This is a genomic window from Streptomyces sp. NPDC000075 (assembly GCF_040301925.1).
Lineage (GTDB): Bacteria > Actinomycetota > Actinomycetes > Streptomycetales > Streptomycetaceae > Streptomyces > Streptomyces polychromogenes.
In genome coordinates this window covers 108,355-126,112 of the sequence record NZ_JBEPFL010000023.1, presented here as the reverse complement: position 1 = coordinate 126,112, position 17,758 = coordinate 108,355, and the positions used below count along the sequence as shown (strand labels likewise).

The 17,758-nt window shown below is 76.9% G+C and carries 11 protein-coding genes; 9 read left to right on the top strand and 2 right to left on the bottom strand.

Annotated elements, in window-relative coordinates; genetic code table 11:
• Nucleotides 1-91: 91 nt before the first annotated feature.
• From ABT403_RS25135 to ABT403_RS25125, 3 genes are all read left to right on the top strand, one after another.
• Complete coding sequence (locus ABT403_RS25135; RefSeq protein ID WP_344158433.1) at nt 92-991, top strand: LysR family transcriptional regulator; 900 nt, start codon at nt 92-94, stop codon at nt 989-991.
• A 79-nt stretch (nt 992-1,070) separates the two neighbouring features.
• Nucleotides 1,071-1,445 carry a VOC family protein gene (locus ABT403_RS25130; protein ID WP_344158435.1) on the top strand — a complete coding sequence of 125 codons (375 nt, stop codon included), beginning with the start codon at nt 1,071-1,073 and terminating at the stop codon, nt 1,443-1,445.
• Nucleotides 1,446-1,505: 60 nt separating this feature from the next.
• Complete coding sequence (locus ABT403_RS25125; RefSeq protein WP_344158437.1) at nt 1,506-2,576, top strand: GNAT family N-acetyltransferase; 1,071 nt, start codon at nt 1,506-1,508, stop codon at nt 2,574-2,576.
• Nucleotides 2,577-2,663: 87 nt separating this feature from the next.
• Here the strand turns inward: ABT403_RS25125 and ABT403_RS25120 are convergent, their stop codons facing one another.
• On the bottom strand, nt 2,664-4,061 hold the full coding sequence (locus tag ABT403_RS25120) for an oxygenase MpaB family protein (RefSeq protein ID WP_344158439.1): 1,398 nt from the start codon (nt 4,059-4,061) through the stop codon (nt 2,664-2,666).
• A 146-nt stretch (nt 4,062-4,207) separates the two neighbouring features.
• Nucleotides 4,208-5,014: a 4'-phosphopantetheinyl transferase family protein gene (locus ABT403_RS25115; RefSeq protein ID WP_344158441.1), complete on the bottom strand. Its 807-nt coding sequence runs from the start codon at nt 5,012-5,014 to the stop codon at nt 4,208-4,210.
• 369 nt (nt 5,015-5,383) lie between these two features.
• Here ABT403_RS25115 and ABT403_RS25110 point away from each other — a divergent pair, with 369 nt between their 5' ends.
• The 6 genes from ABT403_RS25110 (at nt 5,384) to ABT403_RS25085 (ending at nt 17,720) form a co-directional block, all read left to right on the top strand.
• The gene (locus tag ABT403_RS25110) at nt 5,384-8,206 is read left to right on the top strand and encodes a helix-turn-helix transcriptional regulator (RefSeq protein ID WP_344158443.1); all 2,823 of its coding nucleotides are present in this window, start codon (nt 5,384-5,386) and stop codon (nt 8,204-8,206) included.
• 195 nt (nt 8,207-8,401) lie between these two features.
• Nucleotides 8,402-11,332, top strand: coding sequence for a helix-turn-helix transcriptional regulator (locus ABT403_RS25105; protein WP_344158445.1), 2,931 nt, complete (start codon nt 8,402-8,404; stop codon nt 11,330-11,332).
• Complete coding sequence (locus ABT403_RS25100; protein ID WP_344158447.1) at nt 11,329-14,379, top strand: AAA family ATPase; 3,051 nt, start codon at nt 11,329-11,331, stop codon at nt 14,377-14,379. Before ABT403_RS25105 ends, ABT403_RS25100 begins: the two co-directional genes overlap by 4 nt.
• A 236-nt stretch (nt 14,380-14,615) precedes the next feature.
• Complete coding sequence (locus tag ABT403_RS25095; RefSeq protein WP_344158449.1) at nt 14,616-15,794, top strand: cytochrome P450; 1,179 nt, start codon at nt 14,616-14,618, stop codon at nt 15,792-15,794.
• The gene (locus ABT403_RS25090; RefSeq protein WP_425580182.1) at nt 15,791-16,003 is read left to right on the top strand and encodes a ferredoxin; all 213 of its coding nucleotides are present in this window, start codon (nt 15,791-15,793) and stop codon (nt 16,001-16,003) included. Before ABT403_RS25095 ends, ABT403_RS25090 begins: the two co-directional genes overlap by 4 nt.
• 124 nt (nt 16,004-16,127) lie before the next feature.
• On the top strand, nt 16,128-17,720 hold the full coding sequence (locus ABT403_RS25085) for a GMC oxidoreductase (RefSeq protein ID WP_344158988.1): 1,593 nt from the start codon (nt 16,128-16,130) through the stop codon (nt 17,718-17,720).
• The last annotated feature ends 38 nt before the right edge of the window (nt 17,721-17,758 follow it).

Genomic DNA, 17,758 nt, shown 5'->3' with positions numbered 1-17,758 from the left:
TCTCCGGTGCGGGCGGCGGCCGCAGCAATGCAAAGATGGGCACCTAATCATTGCCGGAAATGCAAAGATGCAGTTCAGGAGCGACGAATCCATGGATCTCAACCTGCTGCGTGTCCTGGACGCCCTGCTCCAGGAGAACAGCGTGACCCGCGCCGCCGAGCGGCTGGGGACCTCGCCCGCGGCGGTCAGCCGCACCCTGGCGCGGCTGCGCCGCACCGTGGGCGACCCGCTGCTGGTCCGGGCGGGGCAGGGCCTGGTCCCGACGCCGCGCGCCGTCGAACTCCGGGAGGAGGTCGCGGCGTTGCTGCGCGGCTGCGACAACGTGCTGCGTCCCGGGGCCGGGTTCGACGCCGTGCACCTCCAGCGCACCTTCACCGTGCAGGCCGCCGACCTGCTGCTGGTGGGCCTGGCCGGGAGCCTGACGGAGCGGATCCACGCGCAGGCCCCGGGGGTGGACGTGGTCTTCCTGCCCGAAGCGGTGGAGGGCGGCCCGGGGCTGCGGCAGGGCTGGGTGGACGTGGAACTCGGCGTCCTCGGACACCTGGACCCGGAGATCCGGACCCGGCCGCTCACCCGGATGCCGCTGGTCGGCGTCGCCCGCAGCGGCCACCCCCTCTTCGACGGGCGGATCGACGCCCGCCGCTTCGCGGAGGCCGACCACATCGGCATCTCCCGGCTCGGGAAACGGCTCGGCCCCATCGACGGCGCCCTCGCCGGACTCGGGCTGCGCCGCCGGACCGCGGTCGTCGTGCCCAGCCACACGAGCGCGATGATGCTCGCCCGGGAGACGGACCTCGTCGCCCTCAGCCTGGACGGCTGGCTCCCCGACACCATCGCGGCGATGGGCCTGCGGACCTTCCCCGTTCCCCTGGACCTGGAGCCGCTCGACCTGGGCATGGCCTGGCACCCCCGCAACTCGGCCGACCCCGGACACCGCTGGTTCCGCGAACACCTCGCCGCCGCCGTTCTGGCCCCGGCGGGGGCGGTCTAGGCGCATACCGGGCGCCGCGGCGGGTACGAGCCCTGCCGTACGGGAAACGCGGGAGCCACCAGAGAACAGGGTGCCGGAAGTGATTCGAAAGCTGCAGGCGGTCGCGTTGGACTGCGCCGATCCGGTCCGGCTCGCGGAGTTCTACGCGGCCCTGCTCGGCGGCCGCGTGGTCGCCGACCCGGACGACCCCGACTGGATCGAGGTGCACGGGTTCGAGGGCACGCCCCTGGCCTGCCAGCGCGTGGACGGCTACCAGCCGCCCGAATGGCCCGGGCAGCGGCGCCCGCAGCAGCTCCACCTCGACTTCGACGTGGACGACCTCGACCTGGAGGAGGGCCGGGCGCTCGCCCTCGGCGCGACCGTACTGGAGCGGACGGACCGGCTCCGCCCGGACGCCAACTGGCGTGTCTACGCCGACCCCGCGGGTCATCCCTTCTGCCTGTGCCGGCACTGAACCGGGCCGCCCCGGATATCCGCTGGCCAGGGCGCGGGCGGGGACCCTAGGGTTCGGGCCATGACGATCATGACCCCTCAGGCCGTGGACCGGTCCGTGTCCCTCACCGCCCAGGCACTCCGGAAGGTGGCGCACCTCGACTGGTCCATCCCCGCCGCGGGGCTGGAGTGGAGCTGCTACGACACCGCCGTCCACATCGCGGGCGACTTCACCGCGTACGCCGCCCAGCTCACCGGGCGCGCGAGCGGCGGGTACGTCCCGTTCGAGATCAGCGCGGACCCCGGCACCACCCCCGACGGCCTGATCGAGGTCATCGAGGCCACCGGCGGCCTGCTGTCCGCCGTCGTGGCCACGGCCCGGCCCGGGGACCGGGCCTGGCACCCGTACGGTGCTTCGGACGCGGACGGCTTCGCGGCCATGGGCGTCGTCGAGACCCTGCTGCACACCCACGACATCCTGAACGCCCTGGGCGTCCACGACTGGGAGCCCGATGCGGCCCTCTGCGAGCAGGTCCTCGACCGGCTCTTCCCGCAGGCACCGCGCGGCGACGCGGCGGCGTGGCCGGTCCTGCTGTGGGTGACCGGGCGGGCCGAGCTCGACGGGCTGCCCCGCCGGCCCGTCTGGCGCTGGTACGCCGAGCCCGTCGCGGCGGGCCGCGTCGTCCTCTGCGAGATCTCCCCGCAGGTCGCCGCCGACCTCCACGCGGGCGGCACCGGCGGTTTCGCCTGGGCGGGGGACGGCCCCGGCGACGGCACCCGGGCCGCCTCCGGGATGGTGCTCAAGGCCAGGGAGCAGGGCACGTACCGCCCGGGGTGGGGCCCGTACGCCATCGTCCGGACGGACGACCGGCGCGCGATCGGCGGCATCGGCTTCCACGGCGCCCCCGACGCCGACGGCAACGCCGAGGTCGGCTACGACCTCGTCCCCTCGGCCCGGGGCAACGGCTACGCCACCGACGCGCTGACCGGACTGGCCGCCTGGGCCTTCGCCCAGCCCGGCCTGACCACGCTGCACGCCTCGGTCGCCACGGACAACGCCCCCTCCCACGGCGTGGTCACCCGGGCGGGCTTCGAACGCACCGCCACCGGGGCCGACGACGTCCACTACGTCCTGCGCTCCCCCCGGGCCTGACCACCCCGCGGCCCGGCGGTCCGGCCGGATCCGCGTGCGGGTGCGGCCGGACCGGGCGGGGGGGGCGAGGCGGGTCGGGGCGGACGGTCAGGCGCGGCCCAGGAGGCCGGTGCCGGCCGTGCTGTCCGTGCGGGCGGTGAAGAAGTCGCGAAAGGCCGCGACGAACTCCTCCTCCCCGACCCGGCCGTCCCCGTCCGCGTCCAGCTGCCGGAACCCGTCGTTGAGTTCGGCCGGGTGGACGCGGGGGCCGCCGAACAGCGCGCGGTACTCGTCCGCCCCGAGGTAGCCGCTGCCGTCGGCATCCGCGGCACGGAACAGCTCCCGTACCGCCGGGACCAGGCCCTTCTCCAGGTACTGCGGGTCGCGGTCCACTCCGGACAGCATCGCCGAGACGAACTCGCGGCAGTCCACGCCCCCGTCGCCGTCCGCGTCCGCCGCCTCCCGGAGCTGCCGCCACCAGCTTTCGAAGGCGGCGTAGACCTCGTCCTCCCGTCCGGCGGGCAGTTCGAGCCGCCAGCACACGGCGTGCACCATGGCCTGGAGGTCGGCGGAGTCGACCCGGCCGTCGCCGGTCTGGTCCAGCACCTGCCGGAAGAACGCCTCCAGCCGGGCCGGACGGGAGTCGCCGCCCCTGCGGGCCCGGGGCACCGCCGCCCGCGCGGGCGCCCCGCTCACGGACCTGCGCCGGTAGCGCACCCGGTCGGGGGCCAGGTCCATGGCGTGGCGCAGCCCGCGGTGCAGCGCCCACGAGAGCGCGGCGCCCCCGGTGCCGCGCGAGGTGCCGAACCGCTCGTGCCAGGCCGGCGGCAGATCGCTGACGGTGAGGGAGGCCAGCGCGCGGGCGATCACCGCCCGCATCAGCGGCCACGCCGGCGCCAGCCGCCCCAGCCGGTGCGGCGCGGGGGCCCGGCGGAGCACCCCGTACAGCATGTCGCGGACCTCGGGGCCGTACTCCAGGACCTCCCGGACCGTCCGCTCGACGTACGCCGGGACCTCGGCGGCGCTCGGCGGGAGGACCTCGCCGGGGATCCCGAGGGCGGCACACACGTCGAGGAACTCCGCGTACAGCACGTCGCGTTCGGCGGGCGGGAGCGGATCCCCGGACAGTTCGCGCATGGCGGTCATGGACTCGTACAGGGTCACCATCACCCAGCCGCGGACCTCGGGGTCCTCGGCGCTGAACGGCCGCCCGGACGCGTCGGTCCCCCGGATCCGCCGGTGGGTGCGCTGAAGGCGGGCCACCTCCAGGCGCCGCTCCTCGGGGCCGGCGAAGAACAGCCGGCCGCCGCTCTCCATGGTGTGCTCGATCCGCCGCCAGGGGTGGGCGCGGTAGGTCGAGTACCGGTCCATGCCCGCCGCGACGACGGGATGGGCGATCTGCAGCACGAGCAACCGCCACGCCACGAGCCCCATGCGGCGCTCGCCGAGCGTCCGCCGCAGCAGCGTCTCGACGGGGGGTAAGGCCGTGGAGGTCACCGGAGTCATAGGAGTTTCCTTTTTTCGCAGGGGCATCAGTACCCCCTACAACGCCGCCGCCCCCGGGTCGGCCCCGCCGAGCGCCGGCCGCCACCCGGACGTGCGTCCCCCCGAACACCCGCCCGCCACGGCCCGGTGCCCGGGGCGGGCTGGGGTCAGCGGCCCGCCAGGGTCTCGGCGGCGGCTTCGTCCAGTACCCCCAGGTGGTACGGGCGGACCGTGATCGCGGGGCCGGCGTCCGGCGCCCGCTCCAGGGCCACGGCCGCCGCGTGCTCCGGCCCCACCGGGACGTCCCGGACGGTCCACCCCGGCGGCCGGGCGGGCGCCCCGACGCCGGGGTCGCCGAGGTAGTCCAGGTCCGGGCTGCGGCCCACCCCGGTGCCCAGCCCCTTGAGGTAGGCCTCCTTGCGGGCCCAGAGCCGGGCGAAGACGGCGGGCCGCAGGGCCGGCTGCGCGGCGTGGACGGCCCGCCGCTCGGCGGGATGCAGGGCCTCGCTCACCGTGGCCGCCTTGCGCGGCGACGGCAGCGCCTCCACGTCCACCCCGACCGGCCGCCCGGCCACCCCGATCAGCACCAGGCCGCCCGCGTGGGACAGGGAGAAGTGCGGCGCGCCCGGACCGGCGAGGGCCGGCCGCCCGTGGGGCCCGCCGCAGCACGGGCAAGGCCGGCGCACGAACGCCAGCTCCGCCGGGCGCACGCCCTCGTAGGCGCTGAGCACCCGGCGCAGCGCCAAGTGCGCGGCCACGTAGCGGCCCCGGTCGAGGGGGCGGACGAACGCGGTGACCCGCGCGCGTTCCCGGGAGTCCAGCGGTGACCGGTCGAGGACCACGGAGCGCAGCCCCGCGTCCGTGACGTGGAACAGCCACAGGTCCAGCGAGCCCGCGGCCGGCCGGGACGGCCGCCCCGGCCAGGGGGCGGGCGCCCAGCCCGGCGGCGGGCAGGACTCCAGGTGGGACAGCACGCAACACTCCGGTGGGTTCGGCGGCCAACTGCTGCCCCGGCACGATAACGCAGCCGGGGAACGGGAATTGATGGCCGGATATCGGCTGCGGTGTTCCGGGCCGGCCTCGCCCCGCGCCCGGTATCCCGGTGTGCATAAGGAAATTCGGCTGTGCGGAAAGGCCGAAATCCATGGGGTTCTCCGCCGGCGGGAGGGCCACGGGTGGCATGTGCCTCGGCCAAGGTCCAGTGCATTCTGGCTCAAATCGACTGGATCGCACGGGAGTTCCCACGGCACATCCCTTACGATCTTGGTCACGAAGGGACATTCCGGCGCCGTTCCGCCGGACGGCCCGGAGGCGGTTCCACGAAGGAAGAGGGAAATGCAGTGGTGTTCACCGCTGGAACGGCGCGGGGCCCGGCCCCGGACGCCCCCACCCCTGAACTCGAGATCCTGCTGCGCCACGCCGCCGAGGCCCGGGCGGGCGCCGCGCGGGCCGTCCTCGTCCGGGGCCCCGCCGGAATCGGCAGGACCCGCCTGCTGACCCTCGCGCGACAGCGGCTCACGGCCTGCGGCTACACCGTCCGCTACGCCGCCGGCCCGCCGGACGGCCCGGCCCGCACGCGTACGGTGGACGCCCTCCTCCCGCCCCCGCCCGGGGCGGCAGACCCCGCCGCCGCACCCGGCGGCCTCCACCGCGACCGGCACCTCATCCACCGCCGGGCCCTGGACCTGCTCGCCGCCGGACCCCTGGCCCTGCTCGTCGACGACGCCCAGTGGTGCGACGAAGCCTCCCTGCACGGCGCCGACTTCCTCCTGCGCCACGCCGCCGCCCGGCCCCTGCTCCTGGTCCTCGCACAGCGCACCGGCGCCCCCGGCCCCGGCACCCCCGTCCTCGCCGAGCTCCTCGCCCGGGGCCGCTGCGCCCTGCTGGAACCCGCCCCGCTCGACGAAGCCGCCATCGCGCGCCTGGCCGCCCGGGCCTGCGGCACCCCGGCCGACCACGGGTTCGTCACGCGCTGCGCCGAACTCACCGCCGGCAACCCGCTCCTCCTGGACCGGCTGCTCACCGCCGTGCGCACCCTCGGCATCCCGCCCGACGCGGACGCCGTGCACCAGCTGGGCACCGTCCACCAGAGCGTGCTGACCTCACGGGTCCCCGAACTGCTGGCCGCCGGCCCGCGCCGCGCCCGGCAGGTGGCCACCGCCCTCGCGGTCCTCGGCCGGGCCGCCCCCGACCTGCTCGCCGCCCTCTGCGGACTGGACGCGGGGGCCGTGGACCGCACCCTGACGGCGCTGCGCCGGATCGAGGCCGTGGCGCCGGGTTCCCCGCCGTACATGCGCGAGGGAGTCCGCGGCGCGGTCCTCGCCACCCTGCCCGCCCCCGAACTGCGGGACCTGCGGATCCGCGCCGCCCGGGTCCTCAGCGACGCCGGACGGCCGGCCCCGGAGGTCGCCGAACAGCTCGCCCCGCTGGACCGGATCGACGAGCCGTGGATGTTCGCCGTCCTGCGCGACGCCGCCGCCGAGGCCCCCACCCGGGCCACCGTCCGGGCCGCCGGCCGCTGGCTGCGCGACACGGCCGGCCGCGGTCTCGGCGACACCGAACGCCGCGACCTGCACGTGGAACTGGCCCGCGCCGCCGGCCGGACCGTCGTCTCCCCGGCACACGCCCTCTGGCACCTGCGCCAGGCCCTCGCCCTGACCCCCGACCCGTACGGGCAGGCCCCCGTGGCCGTGCAGTACGCCATGCTGGCCCTCGGCACCCGCCGGGCCCCCGAGGGCCTGCGGTTACTGGAGCGGGTCCTGGACGGTCTCACCGGCCCCGCCGCCTCCGGACCGGCCGGCCGGGACCTGCGCACGACCGTCGTATCCGCCCTGCTGGCCGCCGCCGTCAACGACCGGACGGCGCTGCCCGCCGCCCGCGCCCGGGCCGCCGCCCTGCCCGTACCCGCCGGGCACGGCCCGGCGGACCGGCGCCTCCTCGCGGCCCTCAGCGCCTTCGCCGCCCTGGACGGCGGATCCGCGGCCCGGGCCGCGGACCTCGCCCGCCGGGCCCTGCGCGCCGACGAACCCGGCACCGCCGGCTGGGGGGTGTTCTGCTCCTCCGCCGTCCTCGCGCTCGCCGACGACGTGGACGGGGCCCTCGCCGCCCTGGACCGGGTCCTGGCACCGGACCGGGAACACCCCCCGCTGTGGCCCCGGCACGCCGCGCTGGCCGGCCGCTCCCTCCTCCTGCACGGCATCGGCGACGTCCCCGGCGCCGCGCGCGACGCCTGGGCCGCCACCGAGGTCGCCGACCCGGCCGGGGCCCCGCCCCTGGCCCACCTCGCGCTCAGCCGCGTGCTGCTCGCCCAGGGGGAGGCCGCCCGGGCCGGCGCCGTGCTCGACGGACTCGCCCGCACCGCGGGCCACTTGGACCGCAGCGTCTGGGAACGCCACCTCCACCTGTACACCTCGGGGGAGGTCCGCCGGGCGCTGGGTGACCGCGAAGGGGCGCTCGACCTCTGGCGGCGGTGCGGCCGCAGCCAGGAGGAGGCGGGCGTCACCAACCCCGTCCTCGCCCCCTGGTGGCTGCCGACCGCCACCACCCTGGCCCGGCTGGGCCGGGGAGCCGAGGCCGCCGGGCTGGTGGAGGCCGCCCTGGAACGGACCCGGGCCTGGGGCACCCCGCGCGCCCTGGGGATGGGTCTGGTCGCGGCCGCCTCGGTCGTCGTGGGCCGGGCCCGTACGGAGCTGCTGGCCGAGGCCGTGGAGACCCTGGCCGGCTCCCCGGCCCGGCTGGAACTGGCCCGGGCCGAGTACCGGCTGGGCCGGGAGCTGCTGGCGCTCGGCGACGCCCGGGCCGCGCGCGGCCACCTGCGCCAGGCCATCGAACTGGCCACCCGCTGCGGCTCCCACGCGCTGACCGCCACCGCCCGCCGGGCGCTGGTGACCGCCGGCGGACGGATGCCGCAGCTGGCCGTCGCCCCCGTGGACTCCCTGACGCCCAGCGAGCGGCGGATCGCCACCCTGGCCCAGCGCGGGCACAGCAACAAGAAGATCGCGGAAGCGCTGTTCATCACCCCGCGCACGGTGGAGATGCACCTGACGAACGTCTACCGCAAGCTCGACGTCCGGGGCCGCGCCGACCTGCCGCGCGGCCTCGGCTCCCGCCCCCGGCCCGCCGCCCGTCCGCCCGCGCGGCACACGGCGGACGGCGTATCGGCCTAGGCCCGCCGTCACGTTGCCGCCATCACACCGCCGCCGTCACGCCGCCGTCGTCGCGGGGGCGGCGGGAGCCGGACGGCGGGACCCGGACGGCAGGCCACGGCGGGCGGCCCGGGCGGGTCCCGGCCGGCCCTCGGCGCACCGTGCCCGCCGGGCGGGGGAGTCCCATCGACACGACACCCAGGAGGACGGACAGCCATGCCACGCACGACAGCCGCCCCGCCGGCCCCGCACCCCGCCCCCGGAGCCCGGCCGGCGCCCCCCGGGCGGGAGGCCGAGGACCGGCTGCTGCGCGGCCTGCTGGCCGACCTGCGACGGGGCCGGCCCGCGGTCGTCGAGGTCCACGGACCGCCCGGCATCGGCCGCACCACCCTGCTGGAGCACGCCGCCGCCCTCGCCGGGGAAGCCGGCGTACGGGTCGCGGCGGCCGCGGCCTCGCCCGAGGAGGCCGCCCTGCCCCACGGCCTCGCCGCCCAGCTCCACGGCCAGCTGGGCCCCGGCCCCCACCCCGCCGCCCGGCCCCTCCCGCACGGCCCCGGCGACCCGTGGCCCCGCCGCCCCGAGGAGCTGTGCGCCGCCTTCCAGGCCGCCGCCCGCAGCCGCCCGACGCTGCTCGTCGTCGACGACACCCAGTGGGCCGACACCCCGTCACTGCGCGGGCTGCAGGCGCTGGCCCGGCGGCTGGCCGGGGTGCCGCTGATGCTGCTCACCTCCCGCAACAGCGCCGCCCGGCCGGACCCGTCCGACCGGATCGAGCCCTGCCCGCTGGCCGACGGGCGTGCGGTGGCCCGGCACGTGCTGGAGCTGCCCCCGCTGCCCGCCGAAGCCGTCCGCCGGGTCCTCGCCGCCGCCTGGCCCGGCTCCGTTGACGCGGCCTTCGAGGAGGAGGCCGCCCGCTGCCTCGACGGCAACCCCGCCCTGCTCAGGTCGGTCGTCGCCCGCTTCGTCCGGCACGACTGGACCCCGCGGACCGCCCACCTCGCCCATCTCGCCGAGAGCGCGGCGGAAGCCGTCCGGGAACGCACCGTGCGCACCCTTCCCCTGCTGCCCGACGAACTCCTCGGCGTCCTGCGCGCCCTCGCGGTCGCCGGGCCCGACTGCACCCCCGGCCTCATCGACGCGCTGGCCGCCGGGCCCCGTACCCCGGGCACCGCCCGGGCCCTGGCCCTGCTGTCCGGCACCGGCCTGCTCGCCGACGGCCCCCGGCCCGCCCTGCGCGCCGAGGCCGCCGCCCGGGCCGTCCTGGCCGACCTCGGCACCGCGCAGCGGGAGGAACTGCACGCCCGGGCGGCCGCCTGGGCCCACCGGGCGGCCCTGCCCGACCGCGCGGTGGCCCGGATGCTGCTCGGAGCCGGCCGGATCGGCGCACCCTGGGCGGTCGCGGCCCTGCGCCGCCGCGCCGCCGAACACCGCGCGGCCGGACGCCACCACCAAGCCGCCCGGCTGCTGGAACGGGCCCTGCGCGAACCGGTGCCGGAAGCCCTGAGGGTGCGGCTGCTGACGGAGCTCGGCGCCGCCGTGCTCCCCACCGAGCCCGAGGTCGCGAGCCGGCACCTCTACCGCGCCCTGGACCCCCCGGCCGGCGCGGCCGCAGCCGCGCCCGCCGACCCCGGCACGGTACGGGCCCGGCTGCGCGCGGCGGAACTCCTCGTGGCCCGGGGCGACGTCCTCACCCCCGCCGCCCGCATCGCGCGGGCCGCCGCCGAGGCGGAGCCGGGCACCGCCGAGCACTCCGGGCTGCGGGCCCTGCACTGGATGGCCGAACACGGCCGCCCCGACCCGGAGGACGGCGGCGGCCCGCCACCCCCCGGCTCCCGGCCCGCCCGGCCGGAGCAGGCCGCCGAGGCCGCCGTGGCCGCCTGGCGGACCGCTCAGCGGGGTCTGGACATCAGCCGCGCGCGGGAGCTCGCCCGGGCCGCCCTGGCCCCGGAGGCCCGTGCACACGTCCCGCCGGCCGTCCGCGCGGCCGCCGCGCACGCGCTCGTACTGAGCGGGGACACCGAGGAGGCCCGGGGCGCCCTCGACGGGATCCTGGTGTGCGCCGGCCGGCGCGACGCCCGGCCGGTGGCCGGCCTGGCCCTGCTCCTGACCTGCCTCGCCGAACTGTGGGCCGGGCGGGACGCCGCCGCGTCTGCGGCCCTGGACCGGTGCGAGGAGGTCATGCCGCACCGCTGCTGGCACCCCCTGATGGCACCCGGCCCCCTCGCCCTGCGGGCCCTGCTGGACCTGCGCCGGGGGGACGCGGACGCCGCCGCGCGGATCCTGGAGACCCGGCTGCCGCCCGCCGCCGAGAGCGGAATGGCCTGGGCCCACCTCCTCTACGCGCGCGGGCGGGTCCGGCTCGCGGCCGGCGAGCGCGAAGCGGCCCTCGCCGACCTGCTGGAGTGCGGGCGCCGGCTGCTGGCCCGGCAGGCGGCCAACCCCGCCCTGCTGCCCTGGCGTTCGGCCGCCGCGCGGACCCGCGACCCCGAGGACCCCCTGGCCGTGCGGCTGCTGGCCGAGGAACGCCGCCTGGCCCTGCGGTGGGGCTCGCCCGTGGCCCTGGCCACGGCCCTGGCCCCGGGCCCCGGCGGGGCCGCCCTCCCGGGAACGGCGGCGCGGCCCCGGGAGCGCGCCGCCGGCTGGCGCTACCGGCAGGCGCTGGTGGCCCTCGGCACGGCCCCCTTCTCGGGCCACCTCACCGTCGACTCCCTGCTGGACGACGACCGGGCCGCGCCCGGCCCCGTACCGCACGGCGACGCCCGGCACCCGCAGCCGGACGCGGGCCCGTACCCCGGACCGGGCCCGTACCCCGGACCGGGCGCACAACCGCCGTCGCACGCGGGGCGCGAGGTACGGGGAGACCGGCCGCGGCACGGCCCGCCACCCGGCGGCCCGCAGGGAACCCGGAACGGCGCGGCGCGGACGGGACGGGCGGCCGCGGCGGTCGCGCCGCTGACCGAAGCCGAGCACCGGGTCGCGGCGCTGGCCGCCGGGGGCCTGCCCAACCGGGCCATCGCCGGGGAACTCGCCGTCACCGCCCGCACCGTGGAACAGCACCTGACCAAGGCCTACCGGAAGCTCGGCATCCGAGGGCGTCCCCAGCTGGCCGCGGCACTCGAACGAACAGCGACGGAGGAACCGACATGAATCCCCTGCTCCACCGGTGGCAGGAACTCGACCTGATCGCGGCGGCGCTGGACGCCACGGGCGGCACGGCGGGCGGCGGGTCGCTGACCCTGGTGACCGGGGGCATCGGGATGGGCAAGACCGCCCTGCTCAGGGCCCTGCCGGAGCTCGCCGAACGCCGTGGTGTCCGCGTCCTCACCGCCAGCGGGGTCCCGTACGAACAGGCCTTCGGCTTCGGCGTGCTCAGCCAGTTACTGACCCCGCTGCTCCCCGGCGCGGGGGGCCCCGTCACCCCGCCCGAGGAGTCGGCCGACCCGTGCGCCGGTGCCGGGCAGGACGCCGAGCTGCTCGCCCTCGTCGCCGAACACGCCGGCCGCAAACCGCTGCTCCTGCTGGTCGACGACCTCCAGTGGGCCGACGCCGCCTCGCTGAACTGGCTCGTCCGGCTCGCCGGAAGGCTGCCCCGGCTGCGCGTCACCGTGGTCGCCGCCCTGCGCGAGGGCGACCCCGGCGAGGACGAACCCCGCCTGCACCACCTCACCGGGCGCGCCGCGACCGTCCTGCGGCTGCGCCCGCTGTCCCCCGGGGCCACCGCCGACCTCGCCGCCGCCCGCCTCGGCCGGCCCGTGGACCCCGCCTGCGCCCGCGCCTGCCACGAGGCGACCGGCGGACACCCCCTGTTCCTCACGGCCACCCTCGACGCCCTGACCGCCGCCGCGCCGGCCCGCGAGGGGCGGCTGCCGGACGCGCGGACCCTCCGGGGGATCCGCCCCGAGGGCCTGCGCGAACGCCTCGCGGCCGTCCTGCGCGCCCAGCGGCCGCCGGTGTGGAGCTTCGCGGCGGCCCTCGCCGTCCTCGGCGAGGACACCGGGGTCGGGGAGGACACCGGGGACGCCGAGCGGGCCGGAGCGCCCGGCGCCCCGGAGGGCACCGCCGGGAGCGCCGGCTGGGAGGAGGACGCCGGAGACGCCGGGTACGCCGCGGACTCCGGGGGCGCCGGCCCGGCCCGGGAGACCGGGGGAGGCGCCGGGGACGGCGAAGGCGCCCGGGCCGGCGGTGAGGATCCCGCCGCACGGCTCGCCGGGCTCGACGACACCGGACGGGCCGAGGCGGTGCGGGCGCTGCGCCGTCTCGGGCTGCTGGCGGAGGAGCCCGTACCGCGGTTCGTCCATCCGGTCGTGGCCGACGCCGTGGAGGAGGCGATGACCCCCGCCGAAGCCGAGGCCGTGCGCCTGCGCGCCGCCCTGCTGCTGCACCAGGGCGGCCACTGCGCCGAGCGGGCCGCCGCCCAGCTGCTCGCGGTCTCCGCCTGTGAGGAGCCCTGGGCGCAGGAGGTCCTGCGGGCCGCCGCGGCCGCCGCCCAGCGCCGCACCGACCCGGAGGCCGCCGCCCGCTACCTGCGGCGCGCCCTGCTCCTCAGCCCGCCCGAGGGGCCCGCCCGCGCCGATCTCCTCGTCGAACTCGCCGTCGTCGAACGCGACTTCGCCCCCAGGGCGGCGCTGCGCCATTTCACCCAGGCCCTGCTCCTCCTCCCGGACCCGGCCCGGCGGGCCCGGGTGGCGGGCCGGATCCCGCCCTTCCTCCTCGACGACTGTCCGCCCGCCACCCTCGACACCGTCGCCAGGACGGCCGCCGAGCTGGGGGACGCGGCGGGCCTCACCGGCACCGACCGGCGCAGCGCCCTGCGGCTGGAGGCCCGCCTGCGGCACGCCGCCGTGGCCGGACCGGACGAACTGGCCTCCTCCGGCGACCGGTTGCGCGCCCTGGGCCCCATCCCGAGCCTGGACAGCGCGGCGGACCGCGAACGGGTCACCGTCCTGCTGCACGGCGCCGTCCTGGCCCAGCGGGTCACCGCCGCCGAGGCCGTCCCCCTCGCCGAACGGCTGCTCCAGCACGAGCCGGCCACCCCGGACCACGTCCACACCGCCCTGCCCCTGCTGACCGACGTCCTGGTCGCCGCCGACTCGCTCGGGACCATCGGCCCCTGGCTGCACACCGCCTACGACCGGGCCCGCCGCGACCACGCCACCGTCCCGCGCGCCCTGATCGCCTGCGAGCTCGCCCACCTCGCCCTGGCCCGCGGGGACCTGGCGGGCGCCCGCGCCCGCGCCGCGGAGGCGCTCGGCCTGGGCGCCGCCGACTGGGCCACCCTGCGTTCCCTGGCCGTCGTCGTCCTCGCCGCCCTGGAAGCCCGGGACACCGCCCTGTGCGAGCGGCTGGTGTCCGCCTCCCCGCCGGACGCCGCCCACGGCCACCTGCCCTCCCTGCGGCTGCTGATCCGCGGTTCCGCCGCCGCGCTGCGGCACGACCTGCCGACCGCCCTGGGCTGCTACCTCGACTGGGGCCGTACGGCCGAACGCGCCCACTGGCACAACCCGGCCGTCGCACCCTGGCGCTCCTGGGTCTCCGCCCTCCACTACCGCACGGGCCGCCCCGGCCAGGCCCACGACCTGATGGACGAGGAGTACGCGCGCGCCCTGAGCTGGGGCAGCCCGGTGGCCGTCGGCCGCGCCCTGCGCGGCCGGGGCGCGATCACCCGGGGAGAGCCGGGGATCGCCCTGCTGCGCGAGTCCGCGGCCACCCTGGACCGGAGCGCACACGTCCTCGAACAGGCCCGCACCTCACTGCTCCTGGGCCGCCGGCTGCTGGCGGCCGGACGCGCGGCCGAGGCCGAGCACCGGCTGACCCGGGCCCGGGAGCAGGGGCTCACCTGCGGGGCGCCCTGGATCGCCGACCGGGCGGGCAGGGCGCTCTACACCATCGCGGGCTCCCGGGGCGCGGACGCGGTCGCCGCGCTGACCCGCACCGAGCGCCGCGTCGCCGCGCTGGCCGCCGCCGGCACCTCCAACCGGGCCATCGCCGAACGCCTGGAGGTCAGCGCCCGGGCGGTCGAGAAGCACCTCACCCAGGCCTACCGCAAGCTGCGCATCGACGGCCGCGCCGAACTCGCCCCCATGGAGCGGCTGCTGTCCGAGGAGTGCCCCGAGGCCCGTACCCGGCCGGGGGAGGGGCGGGTACCCGGGGGACCCGTACCGAACCGAACCGAAGCCCCCCGGTACCGCGCGTAACCGTACCCCCCGGCCCGCGCCCACAGGGTTAGTGTGCGGGGGATTGATTTCGTTGACACTTTTCACCGGATCTCCCTACCTTCGTATTGGCGCTGATCGAACTGCGCGGACGGCGGAGTTCGCATTGCAGGAGCCGTGTTAAGGACGCGTTGACGCCGTGTTGAGGCCGCGTTTCCGAGGGAATCAGCCGCAATACCGCCAGCCATGGAAGGGTATTTATGAGCCAGGGTTTACCCGTGACCTTTTCCACTGTCCGGGACGGATACTTCAGCCCGCCCCCGGAGACCCGGTCGCTGCGCCGGACCGAACCGCTGACCCGCATGGAATTCGCCGACGGCCATCTCGGATGGCTCGTCACGGGCTATTCCGCCGCCCGGGCCGTCCTCGCCGACGCCCGCTTCAGCGCCCGCGGTGAGCTCAAGCACCCGCCGGTCCCGCGTGCCGCGACCCTGGACGAGGCCCCGGCGGCGCCCCCCGGCATGTTCATCCAGCACGACGACCCCGAGCACCAGCGCTACCGCAAGCTGCTGGTCGGGCAGTTCACCGTGCGCCGCATGCGCCTGCTCACGGAGTGGATCGAGAAGATCACCGCGGAGCGGCTCGACGAGATGGAGCGCCTCGGCTCCCCCGCCGACCTCTTCGAACACTTCGCGCTGCCCATCCCCTCCCTCGTCATCTGCGAACTGCTCGGCGTCCCCTACGCGGACCGCGCCACCTTCCAGCACCACACGCACGTGTGGAGCAGCTTCGGCGAGTCCACCGAGGACGTCACCGCCGCGTTCATGGAACTCGGGGCCTACCTGGGCGGCCTGGTGCGCCTCAAGCGCACCGAACCCACCGACGACATCCTCAGCGGCCTGATCACCGCGGACCCGGACCTCACCGACGAGGAACTCACCTCGATCGCCTTCCTGCTGCTGGTCGCCGGCCACGAGACCACGGCCAACCAGCTCGCCCTCGGCACCTTCGCCCTGCTGGAACACCCCGAACAGCTGGCCGCGCTGCGCGCCGACCCCTCGCTGATCGAGGGCGCCGTCGAGGAGAGCCTGCGCTACCTGAGCATCGTCCACCACGGCCCCACCCGGGCCGCCCTGGAGGACGTGGAGATCGAGGGCACCCTCATCAAGGAGGGCGAGGTCGTGATGGTCTCCCTCGCCGCCGCCAACCGCGACCCCGAACGCTTCCCCGATCCCGAGGCCTTCGACGTCACCCGGCGCGCCGCCGGCCACCTCGGCTTCGGCCACGGCATCCACCAGTGCCTCGGCCAGCAGCTGGCCCGCATCGAACTCCGCGTCGGCTTCACCGCCTTGCTGGAACGCTTCCCGGAACTGCGCCTGGCCTGCCCGCCCGAGGAGATCCGGCTCCGCCACGACATGCAGGTCTACGGCGTGTACGCGCTCCCCGTCGCCTGGTGACGGACGGCCCGCTGCGGGTCGGGGTCGACCGGCGGCTGTGTTGCGGCGCCGGGATGTGCGCCCTGCTGGCCCCCGAGGTCTTCGACCAGTGCGAGGAGGGCTTCGTGCTCCTGCTCGACCCCGGCCCGCCCGCCGCCGCGTACGCCTCCGTGCGCGAGGCCGCCGACCAGTGCCCCTGCTCGGCGATCACCCTGCACACCGGCGACTGACGCCTCCCCGGCCGCCGCCCGCGCCCGCCGCGCGGGGCGGACCCACGCCACCGCTCGTCCCTTTTCTCCCGAAAGTCAGGTACCTACCGTGGAACAGCACCTGTCACGCCGCCGCTTGCTCGGAATGACGGCCCTCGGCGCGGCGGCGCTCGCGGGCAGCACCACCATCGGCGCCCCCCGGGCCCTGGCCGCCGACCGCGCCGACGGCGTCGCCTTCGTCCCCGCCGTCGTCATCGGCACCGGCTACGGCGCCGCCGTCTCCGCCCTGCGGCTGGGCGAGGCCGGAGTCCGCACGGTCATGCTGGAGATGGGCCAGCTGTGGAACCAGCCGGGCCCCGACGGCAACGTCTTCTCCGGCATGCTCAAGCCCGACAAGCGCTCCAGCTGGTTCAAGAACCGCACCGAGGCCCCCCTCGGCAGCTTCCTGTGGCTGGACCTCGCCAACCGCGACATCGACCCGTACGCCGGCGTCCTGGACCGGGTCAACTTCGACCAGATGTCCGTGTACGTCGGCCGCGGCGTCGGCGGCGGCTCCCTCGTCAACGGCGGTATGGCGGTGGCCCCGAAGCGCTCCTACTTCGAGGAGGTGCTGCCGCGCGTCGACTCCGCCGAGATGTACTCCCGCTACTTCCCGCGCGCCAACTCCATGCTCCGCGTCAACCACATCGACGACGGCTGGTTCGAGAGCACCGAGTGGTACAAGTTCGCCCGGGTCTCGCGCGACCAGGCCCAGAAGGCCGGGCTGGGCACCGTACACGTCCCCAACGTCTACGACTTCGACCACATGCGGCGCGAGGCGGCCGGCGAGGCCCCCAAGTCCGCGCTGGCCGGCGAGGTCATCTACGGCAACAACCACGGCAAGCAGAGCCTGGACAAGACCTACCTCGCCGCCGCCCTGGGCACCGGCAAGGTCACCATCGAGACCCTGCACCAGGCCAGGACCATCCGGCAGCAGAAGGACGGCACCTACCTGCTGACCGTCGAACAGCGCGACGCCGACGGCCGGCTGCTCGCCACCAAGGAGATCTCCTGCCGCCACCTGTTCCTCGGCGCCGGCAGCCTCGGCTCCACCGAACTGCTGCTGCGCGCCCGTGAGACCGGCACGCTGCCGGACCTCAGCTCCGAGATCGGCGCCGGCTGGGGCCCGAACGGCAACATCATGACCGCCCGCGCCAACCACGTGTGGAACCCCACCGGCGCCAACCAGTCCTCCATCCCCGCCCTGGGCATCGACGACTGGGACAACCCGCAGAACCCCGTCTTCGCCGAGATCGCCCCCATGCCGGCGGGCCTGGAGACCTGGGTCAGCCTCTACCTGGCGATCACCAAGAACCCCGAACGCGGGACCTTCGCCTACGACGCGGCCACCGACCGGGCCGCCCTGCGCTGGACCCGCGACCAGAACACCCCCGCCGTCAGCGCCGCGAAGTCGCTGTTCGACCGCATCAACAAGGCGAACACGACGATGTACCGCTACGACCTCTTCGGCAAGCAGCTGAAGGCCTTCTCCGACGACTTCACCTACCACCCGCTGGGCGGCTGCGTCCTCGGCCGGGCCACCGACGACTACGGCCGGGTGAAGGGCTACAAGAACCTCTACGTGACCGACGGTTCGCTCATCCCCGGCTCCATCGGCGTGAACCCGTTCGTCACCATCACCGCCCTGGCCGAACGGAACATCGAGCGCGTCATCCGCCAGGACGTCACCGCCGCGTAGCCGGTGGCGGACGCCGGCCCGCCGGGCCCTCCGGGGCC

Excerpts from the sequence above, each read along its gene's own strand:
- ABT403_RS25100 (WP_344158447.1), top strand. The coding sequence starts at position 11,329 with ATGAATCCCCTGCTCCACCGGTGGCAGGAACTCGACCTGATCGCGGCG.
- ABT403_RS25120 (WP_344158439.1), bottom strand. The coding sequence starts at position 4,061 with ATGACTCCGGTGACCTCCACGGCCTTACCCCCCGTCGAGACGCTGCTG.
- ABT403_RS25135 (WP_344158433.1), top strand. The coding sequence starts at position 92 with ATGGATCTCAACCTGCTGCGTGTCCTGGACGCCCTGCTCCAGGAGAAC.
- ABT403_RS25085 (WP_344158988.1), top strand. The coding sequence starts at position 16,128 with ATGACGGCCCTCGGCGCGGCGGCGCTCGCGGGCAGCACCACCATCGGC.
- ABT403_RS25105 (WP_344158445.1), top strand. The coding sequence starts at position 8,402 with ATGCCACGCACGACAGCCGCCCCGCCGGCCCCGCACCCCGCCCCCGGA.
- ABT403_RS25125 (WP_344158437.1), top strand. The coding sequence starts at position 1,506 with ATGACGATCATGACCCCTCAGGCCGTGGACCGGTCCGTGTCCCTCACC.